Genomic DNA, 18,322 nt, shown 5'->3' on the forward strand with positions numbered 1-18,322 from the left:
AGTCAAAGCCCAAATTCAGAATTCCGGAACCGGGATTCGTTGCCAGGGAGGCTTACTTCACCGGGTCCACAGGTCGGGAAATCGCAGGCTTCTTAAGCTTTTGGTAAATAACGGGAACAAAGGAAAGCACCCCCAAGAGGGTAAACGCACCCAGGACCTCGACGGAAGCAATGTCCTTTACCGACTCTATGTTTCCGAGTTGTTTTCCCGCGTTGCTGAATACGAAGCTTCCCGGAAGGATACCTATGGAGGTGGCCGCCACATACACGGCCAGACGGATACGGGTCAACCCGGATGCCAGATTAACCAGAAAAAAGGGAAAGAGCGGAATCAGGCGCAGGGTCAGGAGATAACTAAAGGCATTTTCAGAAAACCCCTTCTGGAATGACGCAAGCCTTTTACCCAGTTTCGTCTCAACGGTGTCCCGAAAGAGATAACGGGCCGCCAAAAAGGCAAGTGTTGCGCCTGTTGTCGCCGCAATGTTCACATAAAGGGTTCCGAGCAGGGAACCAAAAAGAAAACCGCCCAATATCGTAAACAGGGTCGCGCCCGGCAGTGACAGCGCGGTTTGAAGGGCATAAGCGGCGATATAGAGGAGAACCGTCAGCAGAGGGTGAGAGGCCGTGTAGTTTCGAAGGGCATCTTTGTTCTTCTTGAGGGATTCAAGGGTTATATATTGCCCCAGATTGAAATAAAAGAAGGCGGCAAGGCCCATCACAAATAAACCGATGATGATTCCCTTCCCGAGTACCCCTTTTTTGCCTTGATGGCTTGCTTCCATAAACTCCAGTTCCTTCATTCAGCGTGTCCAGGAAAACCACTTGCGAAGAATATCTTTCTTCCCTTCTGTGAAGGATTCCTTTCGCCATGCGTTTGCAACCCTTTTAATGACCTCGGCCTGCGTGGGATAGGAATGGATGGTTTTCCCGATGGTTCCGAGTCCAATTCCAGCCTGCATTGCAAGGGTCAGCTCACTGATCATCTCTCCGGCGTGGGTCGCAACAACCGTTGCCCCAACAATTTTGTCCGTTCCTTTGCGCAAATGGACCCTCGCGAAACCATCTTCTTCGCCATCGAGAATGGCACGATCGACCTCGTTCAAGTGAAACGTGAAGGAATCGATCTCAATGTCTTTCGCCTTTGCATCGGCTTCATAGAGTCCAACATGGGCAATTTCTGGATCGGTAAAGGTCACCCAGGGGATGATTAAGGATTCGGTGCTGGCATAACCCAGACCAAAAGGATGGGGAAAAAGAGCATTCTGTATGACAATTTGAGCCAAGGCATCGGCCGTATGGGTGAACTTGAAAGGAAAACAGATATCGCCGGCGGCATAAATACGAGAATTTTGCGTCTGGAGCCGTTCATTTACCTTGACTCCGTTCCGCAGATCGTATTCGACGCCAGCGCGCTCGAGGCCAAGGCCTTCAACGTTCGGAGCTCGGCCGACACCAACCAGGATTTCATCAACGACCAGCGTTTTTTTCTCGCCCTTGGTTTCAAAATGTATGACCTTCTCGTTGCCTCGTTTTTCGACTTGGGTGATATTCGATTCAAAAACAAAGCAGACTTCATCCTGTTTCATCCTCTCCTGAACAAGAGACGCCGCATCGGCATCCTCGCGGGGAAGGATGTGGTCGGTCTTCTCAAAGATGCAGACATGGCTCCCAAAACGGGCAAAGCTCTGCGTGAGTTCACATCCGATCGGACCCGCCCCGATGACCGCCATGCGCGGCGGCAATTCGGTCAGGGAGAAAACGGTTTCATTGGTCAGAAAACCAGATTCCTTCAGGCCGGGGATGTCTGGCGTGGCTGCGCGGGCACCGGTACAGATCACGGCCTTTGAAAAGAGTAGGTCCTTTCCGCCAACCTCAACGCAGTCGGATCCGGTGAAGCGTCCCTCTCCGATGAAGACATCGACCCCCATTTTCTGATAGCGATGAGCCGAGTCGGCATGGCTGATGCGGGAACGCAACTTCCGCATTCGGGCCATCACAGTGCCGAAATCATACTGCGTCCCATCGGGAACGTCCACCCCGAAGGTCTTCGCGTTTTTGACCTGGGACCAGACACGCGAGGCACTAATGATCCCCTTTGAGGGAACGCATCCGACATTCAGGCAATCTCCTCCCATAAGGTGTCGCTCGATCAGGGCGACGCGGGCACCCAGGCTGGCGGCAATAGCCGCCGAAATGAGCCCTGCCGTACCGGCACCGATCACAACCAAGTTGTACTTTTCGGCGGGCTCCGGATTGATCCAGCCGTGCGGGTGGACGTTCTCAATAAGCGCCCGATTGTATGCGTCGTCGGGCAGCATCAGTATTTCCTTATTTCCTTCGTCCGAAGACGACATAACTTTTTCCTCTCCCGGAACGGGCTTAATTCGGCTGTTTATGGGTCACCCTATGTAAAACCAGATCTGCATAGAATGCACTTGCAGACTCACCCGTGTTGTCTGTGTCGGTCATCACCGCCACGCCGGATAATCTTGGCGGGTCTTCTCCAAAGAGGGAAAGATAGTCTTCATAAATATTACGTTCCTCGCAGACCCATTGGCCCACTTTTTCCTCCCCACTCTCAACCGCGACCATCTGGGCACGATCTGTAAATGCATTGGAGATTTCCTTTCCCTTTGGAATCCGGTTTGCCCAGATATAATTGAGCGCGCCTTTCGGGGGATACTCCCCTTCCCGCATCTTGGCGATGCGGAATAAAGATCGCTCTAGAAAACCAGACTTGTCCGGATCATATTTGAACGTGACATAAATACGAGCGGCGTAGTCGTCCCCTTTTTTCTTTGTCGCATCTCCCTTTGAAATAATTCCGTCAACCTTCCAACACCAGGAAAGGATCGGATAGACTTTCGGGTCGAGATCCAGCGGTCGGTAAAGGCCGGATGCAGATCGGTCACTTTTCGCCCGTATCACAGGGCGGCTCTTTTCTTGTATTAGCTTGTATTCAGTATGGCGGGAGACACTTCTGAATGTTAAGGGCTGCCAACCAACGGGAAGGTCATCCTCTTTCGTTTGATCACTCAGGAGACGCAGGCTCTCCTCCAATGCAAAAGAAGGTCTTGGCGACAGAGATCCCAAAAAAATAAAACTGATTGCCCACGGTATCAGAAAGAGATACAGACGCTTGGCACATTTCATCAAAGCCTCTTTCCTATCATTCCGAAACTGTATACTGACCACCTGAAAAACATCAAGAACCGGTAACCGTTTCGGGAAAAAATGGATGATCACACTTCCGGCAATGCGCAACATAAAAGCATTGACGTGAAGGCAGTTCACACCGCATCTCCATGTCGATCTCTGAGTCCTCTGAGGCTTTACATCTCGGACAAACCGGGGGAGGAAGATCATTTCTTTTCTTCTCCAGGGTACTCCGCTCATTCGAGATCTCATACACCGTTCCACAGGTCCGGCAGGTTCCTGTTGAAAGACATTCCCCATATCCCAGATCACACCGTAATGCGACATCGATTGTAGAATTGTGGCAGACAGGACAAGATGCCGCATTCAGCTTTTTTTGAATTTCAGTCAGATCTATTTCCATATCGACTCCTCCTCAAGTGGGTCCCATTTCTCCATTTAGACGACCTTTAAAGGGACTTAAGGACGCGCATAAACCTCGGTCTTTGGATGGAAGGCAGCCCACGCAAACCAGCAAGCAACCACGGTTGGAAGATCATCTCCATCCTTGTTTTTTATTCGTGCGGTCCGGGAATTTCGATCATACTCAATGCGAACCTCCTCCGCCCCCAACATATCGACAATAAAGACAGAACCTTTATCCAACTCTGGAAAGGGATAAGCCTTCGTAATGCCGTTTCTCTCCACGCCTAATATCCAGGTTTTTGGCGGGAAACGCGGGTCAATCTTTCCAACAGAAAATATAAGTCGGTCTGTATCCGCATAGCCTGCATACGGGTCACGACCGTAGTCTCTACGATAGCCGGTATCGGTAGAAAGAACCGGGGTTTGCGGATGTTCTTTCTTCCATGCTTTCTAGGTGGTGTGAATGAGAGGGAGAAGGGTCAGTCGAGACCCGATCATCTCCCCGGTAACGGCCTCTTTTCGGATTTGAGACCAGAGACTCTCGGTCTGGTGGTCGTACATCAAGACATCACTCTTATAGAGGAGACCAGACACCCCAAAGGTATATACCCTTCCATTAAATGTCGGGTCAAAAGCCATTCCTGTTCCGCAAAGGGGACAATAAGTGATAAACACTGGTCTACCACCGACGACATCATTTACGATTTCATGCCAGTTTAAAATATTGATTGGATAGGCCTTGGACTCTCCATGATGCACCAGACCGAGTACGCGGTCCTGATCCTTTATGAAGGTCGCCTGATCTACCCGGACAAATTTGGGCTCTAGAATGGCAGGGATGCCATCTTTAGGGGGCCCTCCGGAGCGAATCTCGGATCGGGGGATGCTATGTTTCGAGAAATCAAATCCCATCAAAAGTACAACGAGCGCGATGAGGAATATACTTTTAAGTCCTTTCATATCGGCCTCCTGCAGAGTCCTAAAGTAGAATAACATTTTACAGATCACCCATCAAACCGAGGGGGGGGGGTCCAAAGATCCAATTCTCAGATAAACCAAAGTGAATCCAGGGTGATCCTGCCGTATTAAAAAGATATCAATATCAGATCCAGAGTTTCTCTGATGTAGTCTGGCGTACAGTCTGCCCAGACTATTCCCATTTTATTCTTATGCTTGAACAAAATAGAAAAATATTGAAAAGTGTAATGAGGCTTACAAAAAGTCTATAAACTATCTGATATCATTTCGCTGTTTATGATTTAAAATCCGGAACAACACGACTTTCCCTAGGCGTTTGTCCTAATTCAAGGAGACCTGAAACGCAATGAATCGATTCACAAACGGACTTGTTTTAATCGTAGAAGATGACCCGAAAACATCCTCCATCCTCAGTCTTTATCTCCATGACGACGGATTTAAAACGATCCAGGCCACCGATGGCGCTGAAGCGCTTCGCCTATGGAAGGAATGCCAGCCCGAGTTCATCCTTCTGGACTGGATGATCCCGAATCTGGGCGGAATCGAGATTTGCCGGAAGAACCGCTCCAGGCCTGGATGGGAAGCCGAAAAAAGTGTGGGATGTTGATGTCAATATGCTCTGGTATGATGGGCAGTTTGATGCCGATACCTTTATGATTCGTGTTCCGGTCGGAGCAAGAGAAGACCTCCTTCATGTGAACTATAAGATCTATTCACTGGTTCGGGAAGAATTCTCGCCCGCAACGGTCATGCTCGATAAAAAAACCAGTGTCGCTTTCCCTTTCAAGGGACTCGATTCTGTTTGGGTTCCGATTGAGGCCCCATCAGTAACCCAAGTGACGGTAAAACACCCGCCGTTGGGGATGCTTCGCGGAATCTATACCTGGGGATGGCGGGAACACCCACCAAGAATCCATTTTCTCCAGCCGGTCTTTGAGATCGAGAATTTCCATAAAAAGAAAATGTTAGAGGAGAACCCCGGCAGCGGGATTAATCCAATAGAGCTAGACCCTCAAGGGAGAAGCTTTGCAGAACGCAATAAACTGCTATCCATCGCCTGGATCGGAGAGGCCGCTCCGGAGAAAAAAATGTATAAAGTAGCACAGGCAGTTATCAATGGATCTGATGCGGCAACCGTTTACACAATGCTAAACGAAACATCTGCGGGGACTTGGCAGGAGTGGGCCGATCTGGCTGAAAATCAGAAACAGCTTCCCCCCGAGGCATGGGAAGTTCTCCAGGATGAAGACGGCTTATCTCCCGGAGATTTTGGGGGCTACCGTTTTGTATCCGTTTACATGAATAATGAGATGTATGGAGCCGGGCCAAACGGAGGAGGTACGATCGAAGAGTTTACCCAAGGGGAGAAGGTGAAGGTAAAGGTCATTAACCTTGACAAGCAGACTCACTTTTTCCGGAATGTCGATTTCAGCAAGCCGCTCCATGACGATATCTCCAAACTCGGAAATGGAGGCAGCCACAGCTTCGAGATATTCGACTTCAAACCGACCTGCGGCGCGCCGAAAGTCGCTGAGGTCCAGTGGCGGGCGGGGTGGGGATTCCGTCCTCACTTTGACGTCATTCAGCAGCAGGATGTCTTTCCAGCAGCCGGAGACCAGGATGGCTTGCTGCCTTTCATTGATGGTAGGGGAACCATACTTAATGGTTACCAGTTTTCAACGGCGGACACAAATCCATTTGTATTTAATCCTCCACCATTCATCATTGGTAAATCGTTTGCAGATCCGATTTACAGCGCCTTCAAGAAGCCAATGGGTCAAATGGCCTTGTGATCGGTCAAAGGACCGAAGGATATGGGGAAGCAAAGATGTGCGACAATGCATCCCACCCGAAAGGAACACCCTGCGGCCGAATCAATCCAACCTTCAATCCTCATGGAAAGCTAAACTGGCCTCCTCCGCCGATGCGGTCAGACCCCAGTGGTCCACCATCATCGCTCCGGTTTCCTCCTTTCCTTCGGAATCCCGACGCTAATGGCGGCGATATCATCCCGCCGACACCGATCTGGAAGCCCTTCCTCTGGATCAACCCTAACAACGGATCCTTGCTGATCAATCCGAATGCAAATGTTTCCGATCCGACAACAGAGTACTGGGCTGATAAGACCTATGCCCATGGACGTCCAATCGCTGGCGGAAGAACTCTTGATGCGACGGTTGAAGCGCCTCGCGCGTCCGGAGAGATCTTCCATCAGTTTGATGATCTTTTCCACGACAATGCGATCTTTTCACCGCATGCCAGATAAGTCTTCGTCTCAGCTTTTCTGGATCTTTACTGGAGTCCCCCTGGAAACAGGGGGACTATTTTTATTGTAGGAAAGGCTACAGCATCGTATTATGAAATGTTCCTATACTAAATAAAAGATCTGTTGAAGGCTCCAGGTTTATTGCGAGGAGGTGTCATGGGCGGGTTGGATTTATTAAAGGGTTTCGGACGTGACCGCCGTCGTCATTTGACCGGGCCAGATCTCGACACCTTGAATCTCCTGGCCAACGTGGTTGAGGGGAGAGACCCCTATACCGCGGGGCACACCTGGCAGGTCTCCCGCTATGTGACTGCAACAGCAAAGCGTCTCGGCTGGTCGAAGGAAAGGGTCGCCTCTATCGAACTGGGCGCCCTCTTTCACGACCTTGGAAAGATATCGACGGAAGACTATATCTTGAAAAAATCCGGCAAGCTAACGCCTGAAGAGTTTGAAAAAATCAAGGCCCACCCGGCAGAAGGAAGGCGCTTGCTTCAAGGAGTTGAATTTCTTAAACCGGCGGCCGCGGGAATCTACTCTCACCATGAACGCTATGACGGAGACGGCTATCCGGAAGGATTGAGAGGAGATTCCTGCAGCAGGGCGAATTATCGCGATTGCCGATGTATTTGACGCACTGACCAGCCATCGCCCCTACCGACAGCCGATCAAGACCAATGAAGCCCTCGTCTATTTAAGAAAGCACAAGCGAACACATTTTGACCCTGAACTCGTCGATCTTTTTTTATCGATCTGGGATGAAGGAGTATTCGAAAAAACCGTTTTGCACAGCGATGGAGCGATCCCCCTCCTTGCTTGTCCGAAAGATGGCCAAACGATTGCGCTTGGGAAAAGGCATGCTGAAGGAGACGGCGCTTTTTGTCCGGTTTGTCAGACCCGATTTATCCTTGCCAGAAATAAGGACGCGTGGGAAGTCAGATTAACAGGCTAATTTTGTTCTAACGTACAGGTGAGTATGCCTCGCTCGCCTTCATGGTCTCTGGCCTTGTCTTTCAGGAGACGGATGCGGTTTACACCAAGATCCGATCGCCGACCTTGGATCTTTTGGGGTCTCCTTGATCATAATCAACCATTTTTGTTAATATCGCCTGTATGGAGTTTCAATCACTTCCGAGAGCGGTTTCATGCAGACTCGATTCCGCCTATCCCCACCATGCGAAAGGACCTGTGCCAACGGAGCCAAAAGACAGGATAATACTGCCCCTCGACTTTCATTCTGGAGAGGAGGCCTTAAGCGTCGTGGATCAATTGAAGGGCCATGTTGGGATGTTTAAGATTGGTCTCACGCTGTTTATGTCCGCAGAGGGAACAAAAATTATTCATCAAATTCACGAAGCGCTTGGCGGTGGAGAACGGATCTTCCTCGATATCAAGTTTAGCGATATTCCGCACACGGTTCGCGGCGTTTCATCCGCTGTTGTTTCAAAAACAGAAGTCAAATTCTTTACGGTGAACGCGCAGCAGGGCGAGCGGGCACTAAGGGCAGCGGTTGAAGCAATGCAAAATAGGACAAATGTCCTCGCGGTAACCGTCTTAACCAGTACGAGTGAAGAAGAATCACAAGACCTCGGCTACGCAATCCCCGTTTCAGAGCGCGTTGTAAAATATGCTGAAATGGCCAAAAAGGCCGGATGCGCCGGCGTAGTCTGCTCTGGACTGGAAGTGCAGGCCGTAAAAGAAAAATGTGGCCATCATTTTGTTGTTGTGACTCCCGGCATTCGCCCGACTTCCATGCCGGTGGCAAAAGATGACCAGCGACGTGTCATGACCCCAGGAGAAGCGATCAGAAACGGATCGGATTACCTGGTCATCGGAAGACCGATCTATCTCGCAAGCAACCCGGTCCATGCCGCTCAAGCGGTCGCCGAAGAAATCCGAGGCGCACTTGAGCCGACTTGATTACCACCCATTCTCTTGCAAACCCTTCAAGCGCCCGACACACGCCCAACAGGGTGTCTTCATTGAGAACGCACACAGGTCTTTACGATTCTTTTAGTGGAAATGGGTAGACCTTCCATCCATCAGGGGGAAAAGATGCGGTACTTGGTTTTAACATTCCTTTTTCTTTCTCTGGTTTCCTGCACCAACAAGGCGCAATTGCAGCGGACCGTTCATCAAGCGCCCGACCTCCTCGTCTTACTGGATAAAGGAGGGCGACAGGCCTCCTCCTTCTCTTCCCCTTATGATCACCCTGTAGCGATATCTCCGAAACGCCTACAGTTGCTCTTGAGTTCTGTCAAAGTCCAGCCTAGCACCGGATTGTTGAATTCTATTATTTCAGGAGAAAAGAAACGGCGGCCTCTCTTTGATTCGGAAACTGCCCAAGCCATGGCCATCCGGATTTCTCAGGCCCTGGCGGAGGCCGATCCCTCGGAACAGATCAATTTTTACCACAGCGCTCCTGAGAATGCTCATGCCGTTTCCATCACCTCGGGATTTATCCTCGTCAAGGGAAAACAGCTTCATCTCCGGATTAATCATTACGAATCACCGCTCAGGAAAAGCTTCCCCCTCACCTCCGTCGGAAAAAGAATCCCACCTTCAGAAAAGGGAAAATACGCTTTTGCCTTGTCTGAAGCCGACCACATGACGCACCGACGTTTCAAGAACCTGATCGGCCTTGTCGGATCCGACCCACATTGGCTGGTCATTGATTATGCCGCACTTTCTTTTCCCTCTCCCGATCCCTCTTTCCCTTCTAAGGACTCCTCACTACCTCTTTCGACAAAGACCCTGGAAGAGAAGTTACGTACTCTGAAGCACCTCCGCAAAGAAGACCTGATCACTGAAAAGGAGTACCTCGAAAAGAAGAGATCCATTCTCAAGATGTTTTAACAATCACGACCAAAAATTTCCAGAAAGGAACCTTCAGTCAATCATGGATACCTATCTCGAGCCCAAATCCCTTTCTTCCAGTTCGGGGTTCTTTAGTACATTTTGTAATCAACACCCGGTTCGTTCCGGAACAAAGAAAGGGCGCGCGTGTCTCTGATACGATCTGCCCTTCTCTTTCTCCTGGTCTTCCTCCTGAGTTGTGCCGGGGGGAGACCTCATCGTAATCCTGAGACCATTTCAAAACCCCCGCAAGTCACTTCCGAGGATCAAGCACTGGGTGAAGATCCTGATCCGAAAAAAGCCCTTGGGAAAAAATTTCTTCAGGCAGCAAGAAAAGAATTTACCTTTGTCAAAGAACCCGAAATTGTGACAACAGTAAACCAGGTGGGGGAGAAAATCCTTAAAGCCATTGGAGAAGACCCTTCTGACTATCACTTCCTAATCGTAAAACAGAACCAGGCCAACGCCTTTGCCATCCCGGGTGGTTATATTTTTATATTTGATGGTTTGCTCAATAAACTCGGCAGTATTGACGCCCTGGCCGGGGTACTCGCCCACGAAATCGCCCATGTCACACGAGACCACCACTTTAAAGATGCAAAAAAGATGGGGGCTATTGACCTGGCTACCATGGCTGCTGTCATCGGGGCGGTTCTTGCGGGAAAAGGAGAAGCGGCCGCCAGCGTCATCGCACCGGCCGCAAATATCACATTTAAGCTCGGTTTCAGCCGAAAGAATGAAGAGGAGGCCGATTTTTTCGCCATCAAATACCTTCAGAAGACTGGATATCATCCAGCGGGCTTGTCTGATTTTTTCAAAACCCTTGCTTTCTACAAACGGTTTTCCGGCGCACCCATTCCAGCCTATCTCTCGACACATCCCGGCGTCGATGATCGACGCGCCAAGGTGGATGCCTTTCTCCAAAATCGTTCATTAGGGAGAAGGAGCCAGGGAGCCGGGATTCAAGATTGGGGGCGACTCCTGACGATCTTACGGGCAGGGGAAGGGGCAGAGATGGATCTCTCGGCCCCTCCTTTGGGACAGGAGAAGGGTCCCCTGAGCGAGGAGAGACAGCATTACCTCTCCGGCCTTTTTGCCCTGAAATCCGGGCGGTTCAAAAAAGCCGTACGTGAATACCAGGAGGCGCTCCGGCTCCATCCGGATCATCCGCTGTACTATGCGGATCTTACCCAGGTTTATACGGGGCTGGGGCAGGCCGATCGGGCAAAAGAAGCGGCCTTGAAGAGTCTTCAACTTTCGGAAAAAGAGGCGGCGCCGCATGCCGTTCTCGGAATGATTTCACAGGCCGAGGAACACCACCTTGAAGCGATTGAACATCTTAAATTGGCACAGGCGCGCTCCCCCAATGATCCTGTTCTTCACCTTCAACTGGCCCAATCTTTCCGCGCACTATCGCTGCCTGCAGAGGAACATTTTCACCTGGGCCGGTATTACCGCCTTGATCTTGAGCCTGAGAAGGCGCTTCGTCAGCTGAATAAGGCCCGCCTCAAGAGTGAAAAGGGCAGCCCCTTGATGCAATCCATCAAGAGAGAGATAGAAGAAATAAAAAGGGAAGGGATATAGTTCCTTGTTTTCCGATAGACACGCCCGGGAAAGTCCAGACTTGCCGATCACGAACATTATGCTAAACTATTCTCATAAAGTCTAAGCAATCCAAACCTCCTTCTCCTCCCCCTGCATCGTCCTCACTCCGGGATAAGAGGATCGGAGATTCATCCTCAAGGGAAATCATCATGCCACAAATTGACACGCTTTTTAAAGCCTTGAAAGAGAAGGGGGCCTCCGACCTCCACCTGTCCCCGGGGACCCCCCCCCTGATGCGGACTCAGGGGGACTTGGCTCCGCTCATGGAACAAAAAACGACGCATACGGGCAACAAGACGATTATTTATGAAATTATGAGCGATGCCCAGAAAAAGAAGTTTGATGCGGAGCACGATATTGACTTCGCCTATGAAGTCCCAAGTCTACAGGCACGCTTCCGGGCCAATATTTTTTATAGCCGCCTTGGTATCAGTGCGGTCTTTCGGATGATTCCAGGGAAAATATTAACGGTAGAAGAGCTCGGCCTTCCCGCCAGCGTCTTAAAGTTTACCGATTTAAATAAGGGGCTGGTCTTGGTCACGGGAGCGACGGGAAGCGGAAAATCAACCACGCTCGCCGCGATGATCGATCACATCAACAAGACGAGGAAAGAACATATCCTTACGATAGAAGACCCGGTCGAGTTTGTGCACACCAGTAAGAGCTGCCTCATCAACCAGCGAGAGGTGGGACGACATACGCGGTCTTTTGCCTCAGCCTTGCGCGCATCACTGCGGGAAGATCCCGATATCATTTTGGTCGGTGAGATGCGGGATCTTGAGACCATTGAACTTGCCATTACCGCTGCGGAAACCGGCCACCTGGTCTTTGGAACGCTCCATACAAGCAGCGCGGCAAAAACCGTTGACCGGATCATCAATGTTTTCCCGACAGAACAGCAAGAGCAAATTCGAGCCATGCTGGCGGAATCGCTCAGAGGGGTCATCGCACAGCAACTGCTGAAAACCATTAATGGTAAACGCTGTGCCGCCTTGGAAATCTTATCGGTCACCACGGCCGCTTCAAACCTCATCCGGGAAGGAAAAACCTTCCAGATCCCTTCCGTCATCCAAACAGGAAAAGGGGAAGGAATGCAGTCGATGGATCAGGCGCTTCAGGCCTTGGTTGCGGCAAAAAAAGTCACGGTGAATGAAGCACGCAAGTATGCAGTCAATAAGGGTCTCTTTCCAGTGACCCCCTAGGAGATGGCACCGTGAATGAACAATGGATTGAAAAGAAGACTCAGCGGGTTAATATCTCACTTGCGGATGGAAGCGGCATTGAAGGAGAGGTCTTTCTCCTGTCCGAAACGATTGCTGATATCCTCAACGGAGAGCACACCTTTATCCCGGTAAAGACATCGACAGGGGTCCTGCTCCTGAATCGCTCACAGATCGTTTCAGTCACGATCCAGGCTCCAGGGGAACAGGATGAACTGATTACATTGGGAAATCAATATACCATCCAACTGACCATGGTTAATGGCAAAGAGATGAAAGGGGACATCTATGCAAATCTCCCGAATAATTCTTCCCGGGTTAAGGATTTCCTCGATCAACCACTCTCCTTTCTCCCCCTTTATCAACCGGGATTAGTTGTTTATTTCAATAAGAAGTTCATTCTTTCCGTACACGACTAAACCTCCTCCCAGAAACAGCCACAAACGTCCGCAGACCTTGCGGCAGTGGATCTCTTTCCTGTAAAGTACATCACCAAGGAACATCCTTTTATAAGACAGGCAGACTTTCTAGAAAATCATGGCCATGGGAATCATCAACAAAGACCTTCTCCCGGGAAATGACTGCTTTGGTTGCGGACATGACAATGCAGCAGGGCTGAAGATCGAGGTTTTCCGAGACCCAGAAAACAGCAATCAGCTCCTCGGGAGATTTCAGACATCAAGAAAAACCATCGGGTTCCCTGGCATCACGCATGGAGGGGCCATCTACACGGCCATGGACTGCCTCGCTTCCTGGGTGCCAACAATATTACGAAGTGAAATCAAGGCCGCCTGGGTACTCCGTTCGGCAAATATCAAGTACCTTCGACCGGCACGGGAAGGGATTCAGATATCGCTCTCTGGATCGATCGTCCAGGAGGGAAAGAAGGGGAAACCCCTGGTCGTTCAGATCAGGGCCTGTAATGCGAAAGGGGACCGACTCGCGGAAGGACAATTTAAGGTGGTTCCTCTCTCGATGGAAAGGTTCAAGGAGATTGCGGGGATCGACCAACTTCCGGAAAACTGGAAGGTTCTTCTTTCGGATGGAGAACCCCCACCTCTGTCCAGGGACCCAGTGTATCCCGTTGACTCATTAGAAAATGTTACCGAAGGAAGGGATTAAAAAAGGATCTTGACAAATATATATCGTTACAATAAGATAATCGCGCTTCGCCCCTCGCGCTTTGCGTCGTGTTTCTGAAGGTGCCATGGTACATCACTTATGAGTGCATTTAGAGACTTTTATATAGAGAAGAAGAAACTTGGATAAGTAAAGGGGCTTACCTATTGACTTCTTTTAATTCAGGACAGCAAAATAAGGAGATGAACAGATGAGTAAGTTGTTTAAACTGGTTGGTTTATCAATCGCTTACAGTATGTTGTCGGCAACACTCGTGTTTGCCGCTGCGTACTCAGAGGGATCTGTCAGCAACGGCGGATCGATATCGGGGAAGATTTCCTTCAAAGGGGCAGTCCCCGCACCTAAGGAGTTTCCGATTGGCAAGTTTCCGCAGGCGGAGTTTTGCGCAAAAGTGGACAGTAAAGACGGAACGCGGTTTCGCGAAGATGTCAAGGTGAAGGACGGCGGACTCGGTGATGTCGTGGTTTATATTGAAAAAATCGCGAAGGGAAAGGCCTTCAACGCGGCTGATCTGCAAATGAAGATCGTTGCGGATAACTGCCGCTTCCTCGTTGCCGAGGGACAAGGTCCTTCCCGGATGGTGACGGTGGTTCTGAATGCCAAGAAGACCGGGAAAAAATCGGTCATCATGGTGAAAAATCTGGATTCCGATCCGAGTAGCCCAAAGACAGCCGGAGGAATCCTCCACAACCCGCATGGCTATGATGTCAAAGGTGTCCTCCGGAAAACAGTCTTCAACAAGCCCGTTCCGAAACTGAATCAGGAGATCACGATCAAGGTGAAGAAAACCTGGTTCAAGAAGAAAGACACCTTCCATCTGATTGAGTGCGACCAGCACAACTACATGAATGTCTGGGCGTTGCCGATTCGCAATCCCTACTATGCGATCGTCAATGCAGATGGGACTTACAAGATTGGGGACATTCCTGCTGGAAAATATGAGCTCAAGGCCTTTCATCCGGCCCTTGGCTTCAAGAAGCAGACGATTACCGTATCAGGCGGTGCGGATGCTGCGGGTAACTTTGAATTTGCAAAAAAATAAGCGCCTGTTGTTGAAAAAGGGGAGCGCATTTAAGCGCTCCCCTTTTTTTTGTGCCCTGGTTTCTTGTTAATCCGGAAGCTTCCTAGCAACAGCCTCCCGGTTCACAGCACGCTTCATCGTTTGATGTATCAGATACAGATATATCGGACGCGTCAGGCGAGGACTCCCTCACCACAAAGGCCTCTCCCTGAGTGACGACAAAGGAAGATTTATAAGGGGCCTGCTGAAGTTTGGCCGCCGTATCTGTGCAGACCTCGACCTCCTGGTCTCTTGGAAAGAGGTGCCCCTCTTCATCGATGACGGCCTGCATCGGTCCCAGATATACCGCCTTCTGGCCGATATGGGTACACCCCGCCTTTTTCTCGAATTTGTAACCCCGAATGACTACGGAATAAAAGCGGTATCCCTCGACCTCCTTCCAGAGATCTTTCTTGATAATCGAAAGTCCATAAAAACCGGCCCGCTCCAGATTGGCCAGGTATTCCTCTTCGGTCAGCGCCCCGGAAACACACTCCCCCCACAATCGGGGATTGGCCTTCATTCCCTCTGGGACCGGTTTTTCCGAGATGGTATCGGAAATGACAATGCGCCCGAAGTCTTTTAATACCCGCCAGATCTCAATGAAGACCCGTTTTTTATCGGGAGAAAGGTTGATCACGCAGTTGGAGGTGATCAGATCGGCAAACTGATCGGGCAGAGGGATCTCTTCAAGGTAGCCCTTTTTAAATTCGATATTCTCATACCCAAGATTTGCGACCACCTTTTCTTTTGCCTCATGCGCTTTTTTCAGCATCCGATCGGTCATGTCAATTCCGACCACCTGACCCTCGGGTCCCACCTTTTTTGCGGCGATAAAACAGTCGATTCCACCGCCTGATCCAAGATCAACCATCACCTCTCCAGTCTGTATCCCTGCAAGACCGATCGGGCTTCCGCAGCCATAGGAAATTTCCAGAACCTCTTTCGGAATATGGTCACAGTCCTCCGTTGGGTATCCCTCGGGGCAGCAGAGTTCGGGCTGGGGGGATTCGGCGGCATCCCCGTAGAAATCACTGACCACACGCCTTGAATAGTCGAGATCGACGGATAAAACACAGGCCGATCGGGAAAGCGCCACTTCAAAGCCGTCGCGGGAGGAAGAACCGGGGGGGGCATCGTCCCGAATGGCGCCTTCTCCCATTACCGCAAAGAGGATCGGCCGGTCATAGCCGGAGGGTGTTTTCTGGCGCGACCCTTCTTCGGCAAGGGTAGAGAGGACCTCCAGTATCCATTTTTCATTAAAATCCGAAAAGGGATCTTCTCCCATCACTTGTTTGCTATAAAGAAAGGAGTGCTCCAGGTCCCCACCGCCGCAGAGATACTTGAGATAGCAGTCCTTGCATTTGGCCTTTCTCTGTACCGTGCCCTTTCGGATTTCAAGTGCGACTGGGGATGTCCTCCAGATATTTTCAAGTGAATCTTCCACGGGGTTTCCCATCTTCAATGAAGGGATTCCTGCCAGGGCCGCCGAGGGATAGACTTGACCGTCGGCATAAACACAAAGTGACTCGTAGGCGGTATTTGAAAGATCGGATTTTACGCCGGCCCGTCCCATTAGCCGGTCTTTGAGAGAATCGAGGTTGTCAAAGGTCATCCCGGCTTGTTCTGTCGCCCGTCTGACCTTGATGAATGCCTCCAGCAATGACGCAGCAGTGGGAGAGGAGAGTGCCTCCGAATCAAGGCCTCTCCCGCGATGATGGCTCAGCAAAAGATGGATATTTTTAATCCCGAGTGAGGAGGCAAGGTGGACCATCTCTGTTAAAGCAGAGATATTGGATCGGTTGACAACCGTCGTCAGGGTAGGAGAAAACCCCAGGCCGATCGCCTCCTTAATACCGCGAACGGCGGCATCAAAGGTCCCTTTCCCCCGAATCGGATCATTGATTCCCGCGGTGGGACCATCCAGACTGATCTGTAGTTTCAAGCGAAGGGGATCATAGCCAGCCAGGCGCTTTAACTTCTCACCGCGAAAGAGCATGGCATTCGTCAGGATAATCAACTCCGTTTTTGTCTCGGGAGGCAGAATTCGGTCAATCAGGTCAAAGATATCGTCGCGAAGAAAAGGCTCCCCTCCGGTGATGTAGAATCGGGTCACGCCCAGCGCTCGCCCCTGATCAATTGTTTTGTACCAGAATTCCGTCCCCTCCCCTGGAAGGCCGCTTGGAGAAGAATCGACCAGGCAATGAGCACAGGAGAGGTTGCAGGCGTTGGTCACATGGAGCCAGAGGTCTGAAAGATGGTCAAGCTTCAGTACTTCTCCCCTTCCGGGGTAGGGGGCACGGTGGAAGGGCTGCGTGGAAATAAAACCGCTCCGAAGGGCATCCTGCAGAAATGTCCGGCAATGCAGCCAGCCCTTCGTCCAATCCACTCTTTCTTCCCGGCAATACCGGGCAACGATCTCGGTAAAGTTTCTCCCATCAAGGGACCTCATCAGATCTGCGCCACGAGCGTCCGTCGCAATCCAATGGGGTTCCTCCGGATCAATCAGGACGTTCAGCCCATGACTGGAATGCTCCTGGTAAACCGGAGCGAAGAATCGGCTCTTTTCTTCAAAATGAACAGAGATCATACCTGACTCCAATCGTTGTTATTATGATCGTAACCCATGAATTCTATGATAGTTTTCCGGTAAAAAATGTATCCTACCATACAAACACATATTGTAGGATGCACCACCCTTTCTGGGTTTGATTTTTGGGTTCCCCCCTCTTCATTATTGATTTATCCCCGCGCTTGAACTATCATCCCTCTCTATGCTCAAAAGCAAGATATGGTATCTCAAAAAGATCAGGCTTCTCAAAAAAATGACCCTGGAAGAGATGAAGAAATTGGATCGAATTACCCGAATGGAATCGGTAAAGACCCCCCCCATCTTTTTCCCTGGTGACCCAAGCCAGCAAGTCTATCTCTTAAAAGAAGGACGTGTCAAGATTTCTCGAGTTTCAGAGGATGGACGGGAGGTGACAATCGCCCTTCTGGAACCGGGGGAGATTTTCGGAGAGCTCGAAGTCCTGGACGACAGCCAGATCTGCATCATCAATAAAGAACGTTTCCTGTCCATGGTCCGGAAAAAACCCGAATTCTCCTTTCGCTTGACAAAATTGATCGGTCTTCGTCCTTCTCAAGCCGGATCTTTTTGAGAAAGCGGCTCAATCCTCACTGAATAGGGGATCATGGGGGACCTTTTTTCAACTCGATACTCTTCGGATGATCTTAGAGTCTGTCGAAGAAATAAAGGATGTACTGCGGTGACGGCGAATAGGCCCTTTTTCAGGTTATTATCGTTAGATCGCGGTGCTATTCGACTCAAATCATCTAAAAACTTGTTTCTATTTTCCATTCACTTCGCGACGACCCTATCTCTCCGACAGACTCCTAGAGGAAGAGGTTGCGCCCTCGTTGTTCCGTAGCCCTGACTACATTTTTCTTATTAAAAAAACCTCATACTACATAATGTTTATACAACCTGTTCTCTTCATCCGGGGGGTATCTCCATGCGACCGCCCGCTATGGAAGGGTTCACTTGACTCAATATCGGCATGAGTTATAACTGAAAGTGGTGTATTGAGTACTTGAAAAAAGCGGCGTATCTGGTTGATTTGAAACTGCGAATGAATCA

At 50.2% G+C, this 18,322-nt stretch carries 16 protein-coding genes and 1 pseudogene; 12 read left to right on the plus strand and 5 right to left on the minus strand.

The genetic code is table 11. The features are described 5' to 3' along the window. Nucleotides 1–52: 52 nt before the first annotated feature. From EYQ01_06110 to EYQ01_06125, 4 genes and pseudogenes are all read right to left on the minus strand, one after another. Entirely contained in the window at nt 53–799 is a 747-nt protein-coding gene (locus tag EYQ01_06110) for a TVP38/TMEM64 family protein (GenBank protein HIE65372.1), read from the minus strand. Further along, on the minus strand, nt 800–2,353 hold the full coding sequence (locus EYQ01_06115; GenBank protein HIE65373.1) for a mercuric reductase: 1,554 nt from the start codon (nt 2,351–2,353) through the stop codon (nt 800–802). A 25-nt stretch (nt 2,354–2,378) separates the two neighbouring features. Continuing rightward, entirely contained in the window at nt 2,379–3,521 is a 1,143-nt protein-coding gene (locus EYQ01_06120; GenBank protein HIE65374.1) for a DUF3047 domain-containing protein, read from the minus strand. Nucleotides 3,522–3,614: 93 nt separating this feature from the next. Further along, a pseudogene (locus EYQ01_06125) lies at nt 3,615–4,520 on the minus strand (DUF3179 domain-containing protein). A gap of 364 nt (nt 4,521–4,884) precedes the next feature. On the opposite strand from EYQ01_06125, the gene EYQ01_06130 reads away from it, so the two are divergent. The 11 genes from EYQ01_06130 (at nt 4,885) to EYQ01_06180 (ending at nt 14,664) form a co-directional block, all read left to right on the plus strand. Next, the gene (locus tag EYQ01_06130; GenBank protein ID HIE65375.1) at nt 4,885–5,145 is read left to right on the plus strand and encodes a response regulator; all 261 of its coding nucleotides are present in this window, start codon (nt 4,885–4,887) and stop codon (nt 5,143–5,145) included. Next, on the plus strand, nt 5,132–6,331 hold the full coding sequence (locus EYQ01_06135; protein ID HIE65376.1) for a hypothetical protein: 1,200 nt from the start codon (nt 5,132–5,134) through the stop codon (nt 6,329–6,331). Before EYQ01_06130 ends, EYQ01_06135 begins: the two co-directional genes overlap by 14 nt. Nucleotides 6,332–6,366: 35 nt before the next feature. Continuing rightward, complete coding sequence (locus EYQ01_06140) at nt 6,367–6,804, plus strand: hypothetical protein (GenBank protein HIE65377.1); 438 nt, start codon at nt 6,367–6,369, stop codon at nt 6,802–6,804. A gap of 156 nt (nt 6,805–6,960) precedes the next feature. Next, a complete protein-coding gene (locus tag EYQ01_06145; GenBank protein ID HIE65378.1) occupies nt 6,961–7,434 on the plus strand; it encodes an HD domain-containing protein in 474 nt (157 codons plus the stop codon). A 480-nt stretch (nt 7,435–7,914) separates the two neighbouring features. Next, on the plus strand, nt 7,915–8,721 hold the full coding sequence (pyrF, locus tag EYQ01_06150; protein HIE65379.1) for an orotidine-5'-phosphate decarboxylase: 807 nt from the start codon (nt 7,915–7,917) through the stop codon (nt 8,719–8,721). Between the two features lie 135 nt (nt 8,722–8,856). Then, nucleotides 8,857–9,657 carry an SHOCT domain-containing protein gene (locus EYQ01_06155; GenBank protein HIE65380.1) on the plus strand — a complete coding sequence of 267 codons (801 nt, stop codon included), beginning with the start codon at nt 8,857–8,859 and terminating at the stop codon, nt 9,655–9,657. A gap of 147 nt (nt 9,658–9,804) precedes the next feature. Next, on the plus strand, nt 9,805–11,241 hold the full coding sequence (locus tag EYQ01_06160) for a hypothetical protein (protein HIE65381.1): 1,437 nt from the start codon (nt 9,805–9,807) through the stop codon (nt 11,239–11,241). Nucleotides 11,242–11,411: 170 nt separating this feature from the next. After that, nucleotides 11,412–12,464: a type IV pilus twitching motility protein PilT gene (locus EYQ01_06165; GenBank protein ID HIE65382.1), complete on the plus strand. Its 1,053-nt coding sequence runs from the start codon at nt 11,412–11,414 to the stop codon at nt 12,462–12,464. A gap of 11 nt (nt 12,465–12,475) precedes the next feature. Then, nucleotides 12,476–12,901: a hypothetical protein gene (locus EYQ01_06170; protein HIE65383.1), complete on the plus strand. Its 426-nt coding sequence runs from the start codon at nt 12,476–12,478 to the stop codon at nt 12,899–12,901. Nucleotides 12,902–13,019: 118 nt separating this feature from the next. Continuing rightward, nucleotides 13,020–13,604, plus strand: coding sequence for a PaaI family thioesterase (locus tag EYQ01_06175; protein ID HIE65384.1), 585 nt, complete (start codon nt 13,020–13,022; stop codon nt 13,602–13,604). Between the two features lie 208 nt (nt 13,605–13,812). After that, entirely contained in the window at nt 13,813–14,664 is an 852-nt protein-coding gene (locus EYQ01_06180; protein HIE65385.1) for a carboxypeptidase regulatory-like domain-containing protein, read from the plus strand. A gap of 82 nt (nt 14,665–14,746) precedes the next feature. Here EYQ01_06180 and EYQ01_06185 read toward each other — a convergent pair whose 3' ends face one another. Then, nucleotides 14,747–17,272, minus strand: coding sequence for a methyltransferase domain-containing protein (locus EYQ01_06185; GenBank protein ID HIE65386.1), 2,526 nt, complete (start codon nt 17,270–17,272; stop codon nt 14,747–14,749). A gap of 184 nt (nt 17,273–17,456) precedes the next feature. Between EYQ01_06185 and EYQ01_06190 the strand changes: the two genes are divergently transcribed. Further along, a complete protein-coding gene (locus EYQ01_06190; protein ID HIE65387.1) occupies nt 17,457–17,843 on the plus strand; it encodes a cyclic nucleotide-binding domain-containing protein in 387 nt (128 codons plus the stop codon). Nucleotides 17,844–18,322 lie beyond the last annotated feature (479 nt).

This window comes from Candidatus Manganitrophaceae bacterium, assembly GCA_012960925.1.
Taxonomy (GTDB): domain Bacteria; phylum Nitrospirota; class Nitrospiria; order SBBL01; family JAADHI01; genus DUAG01.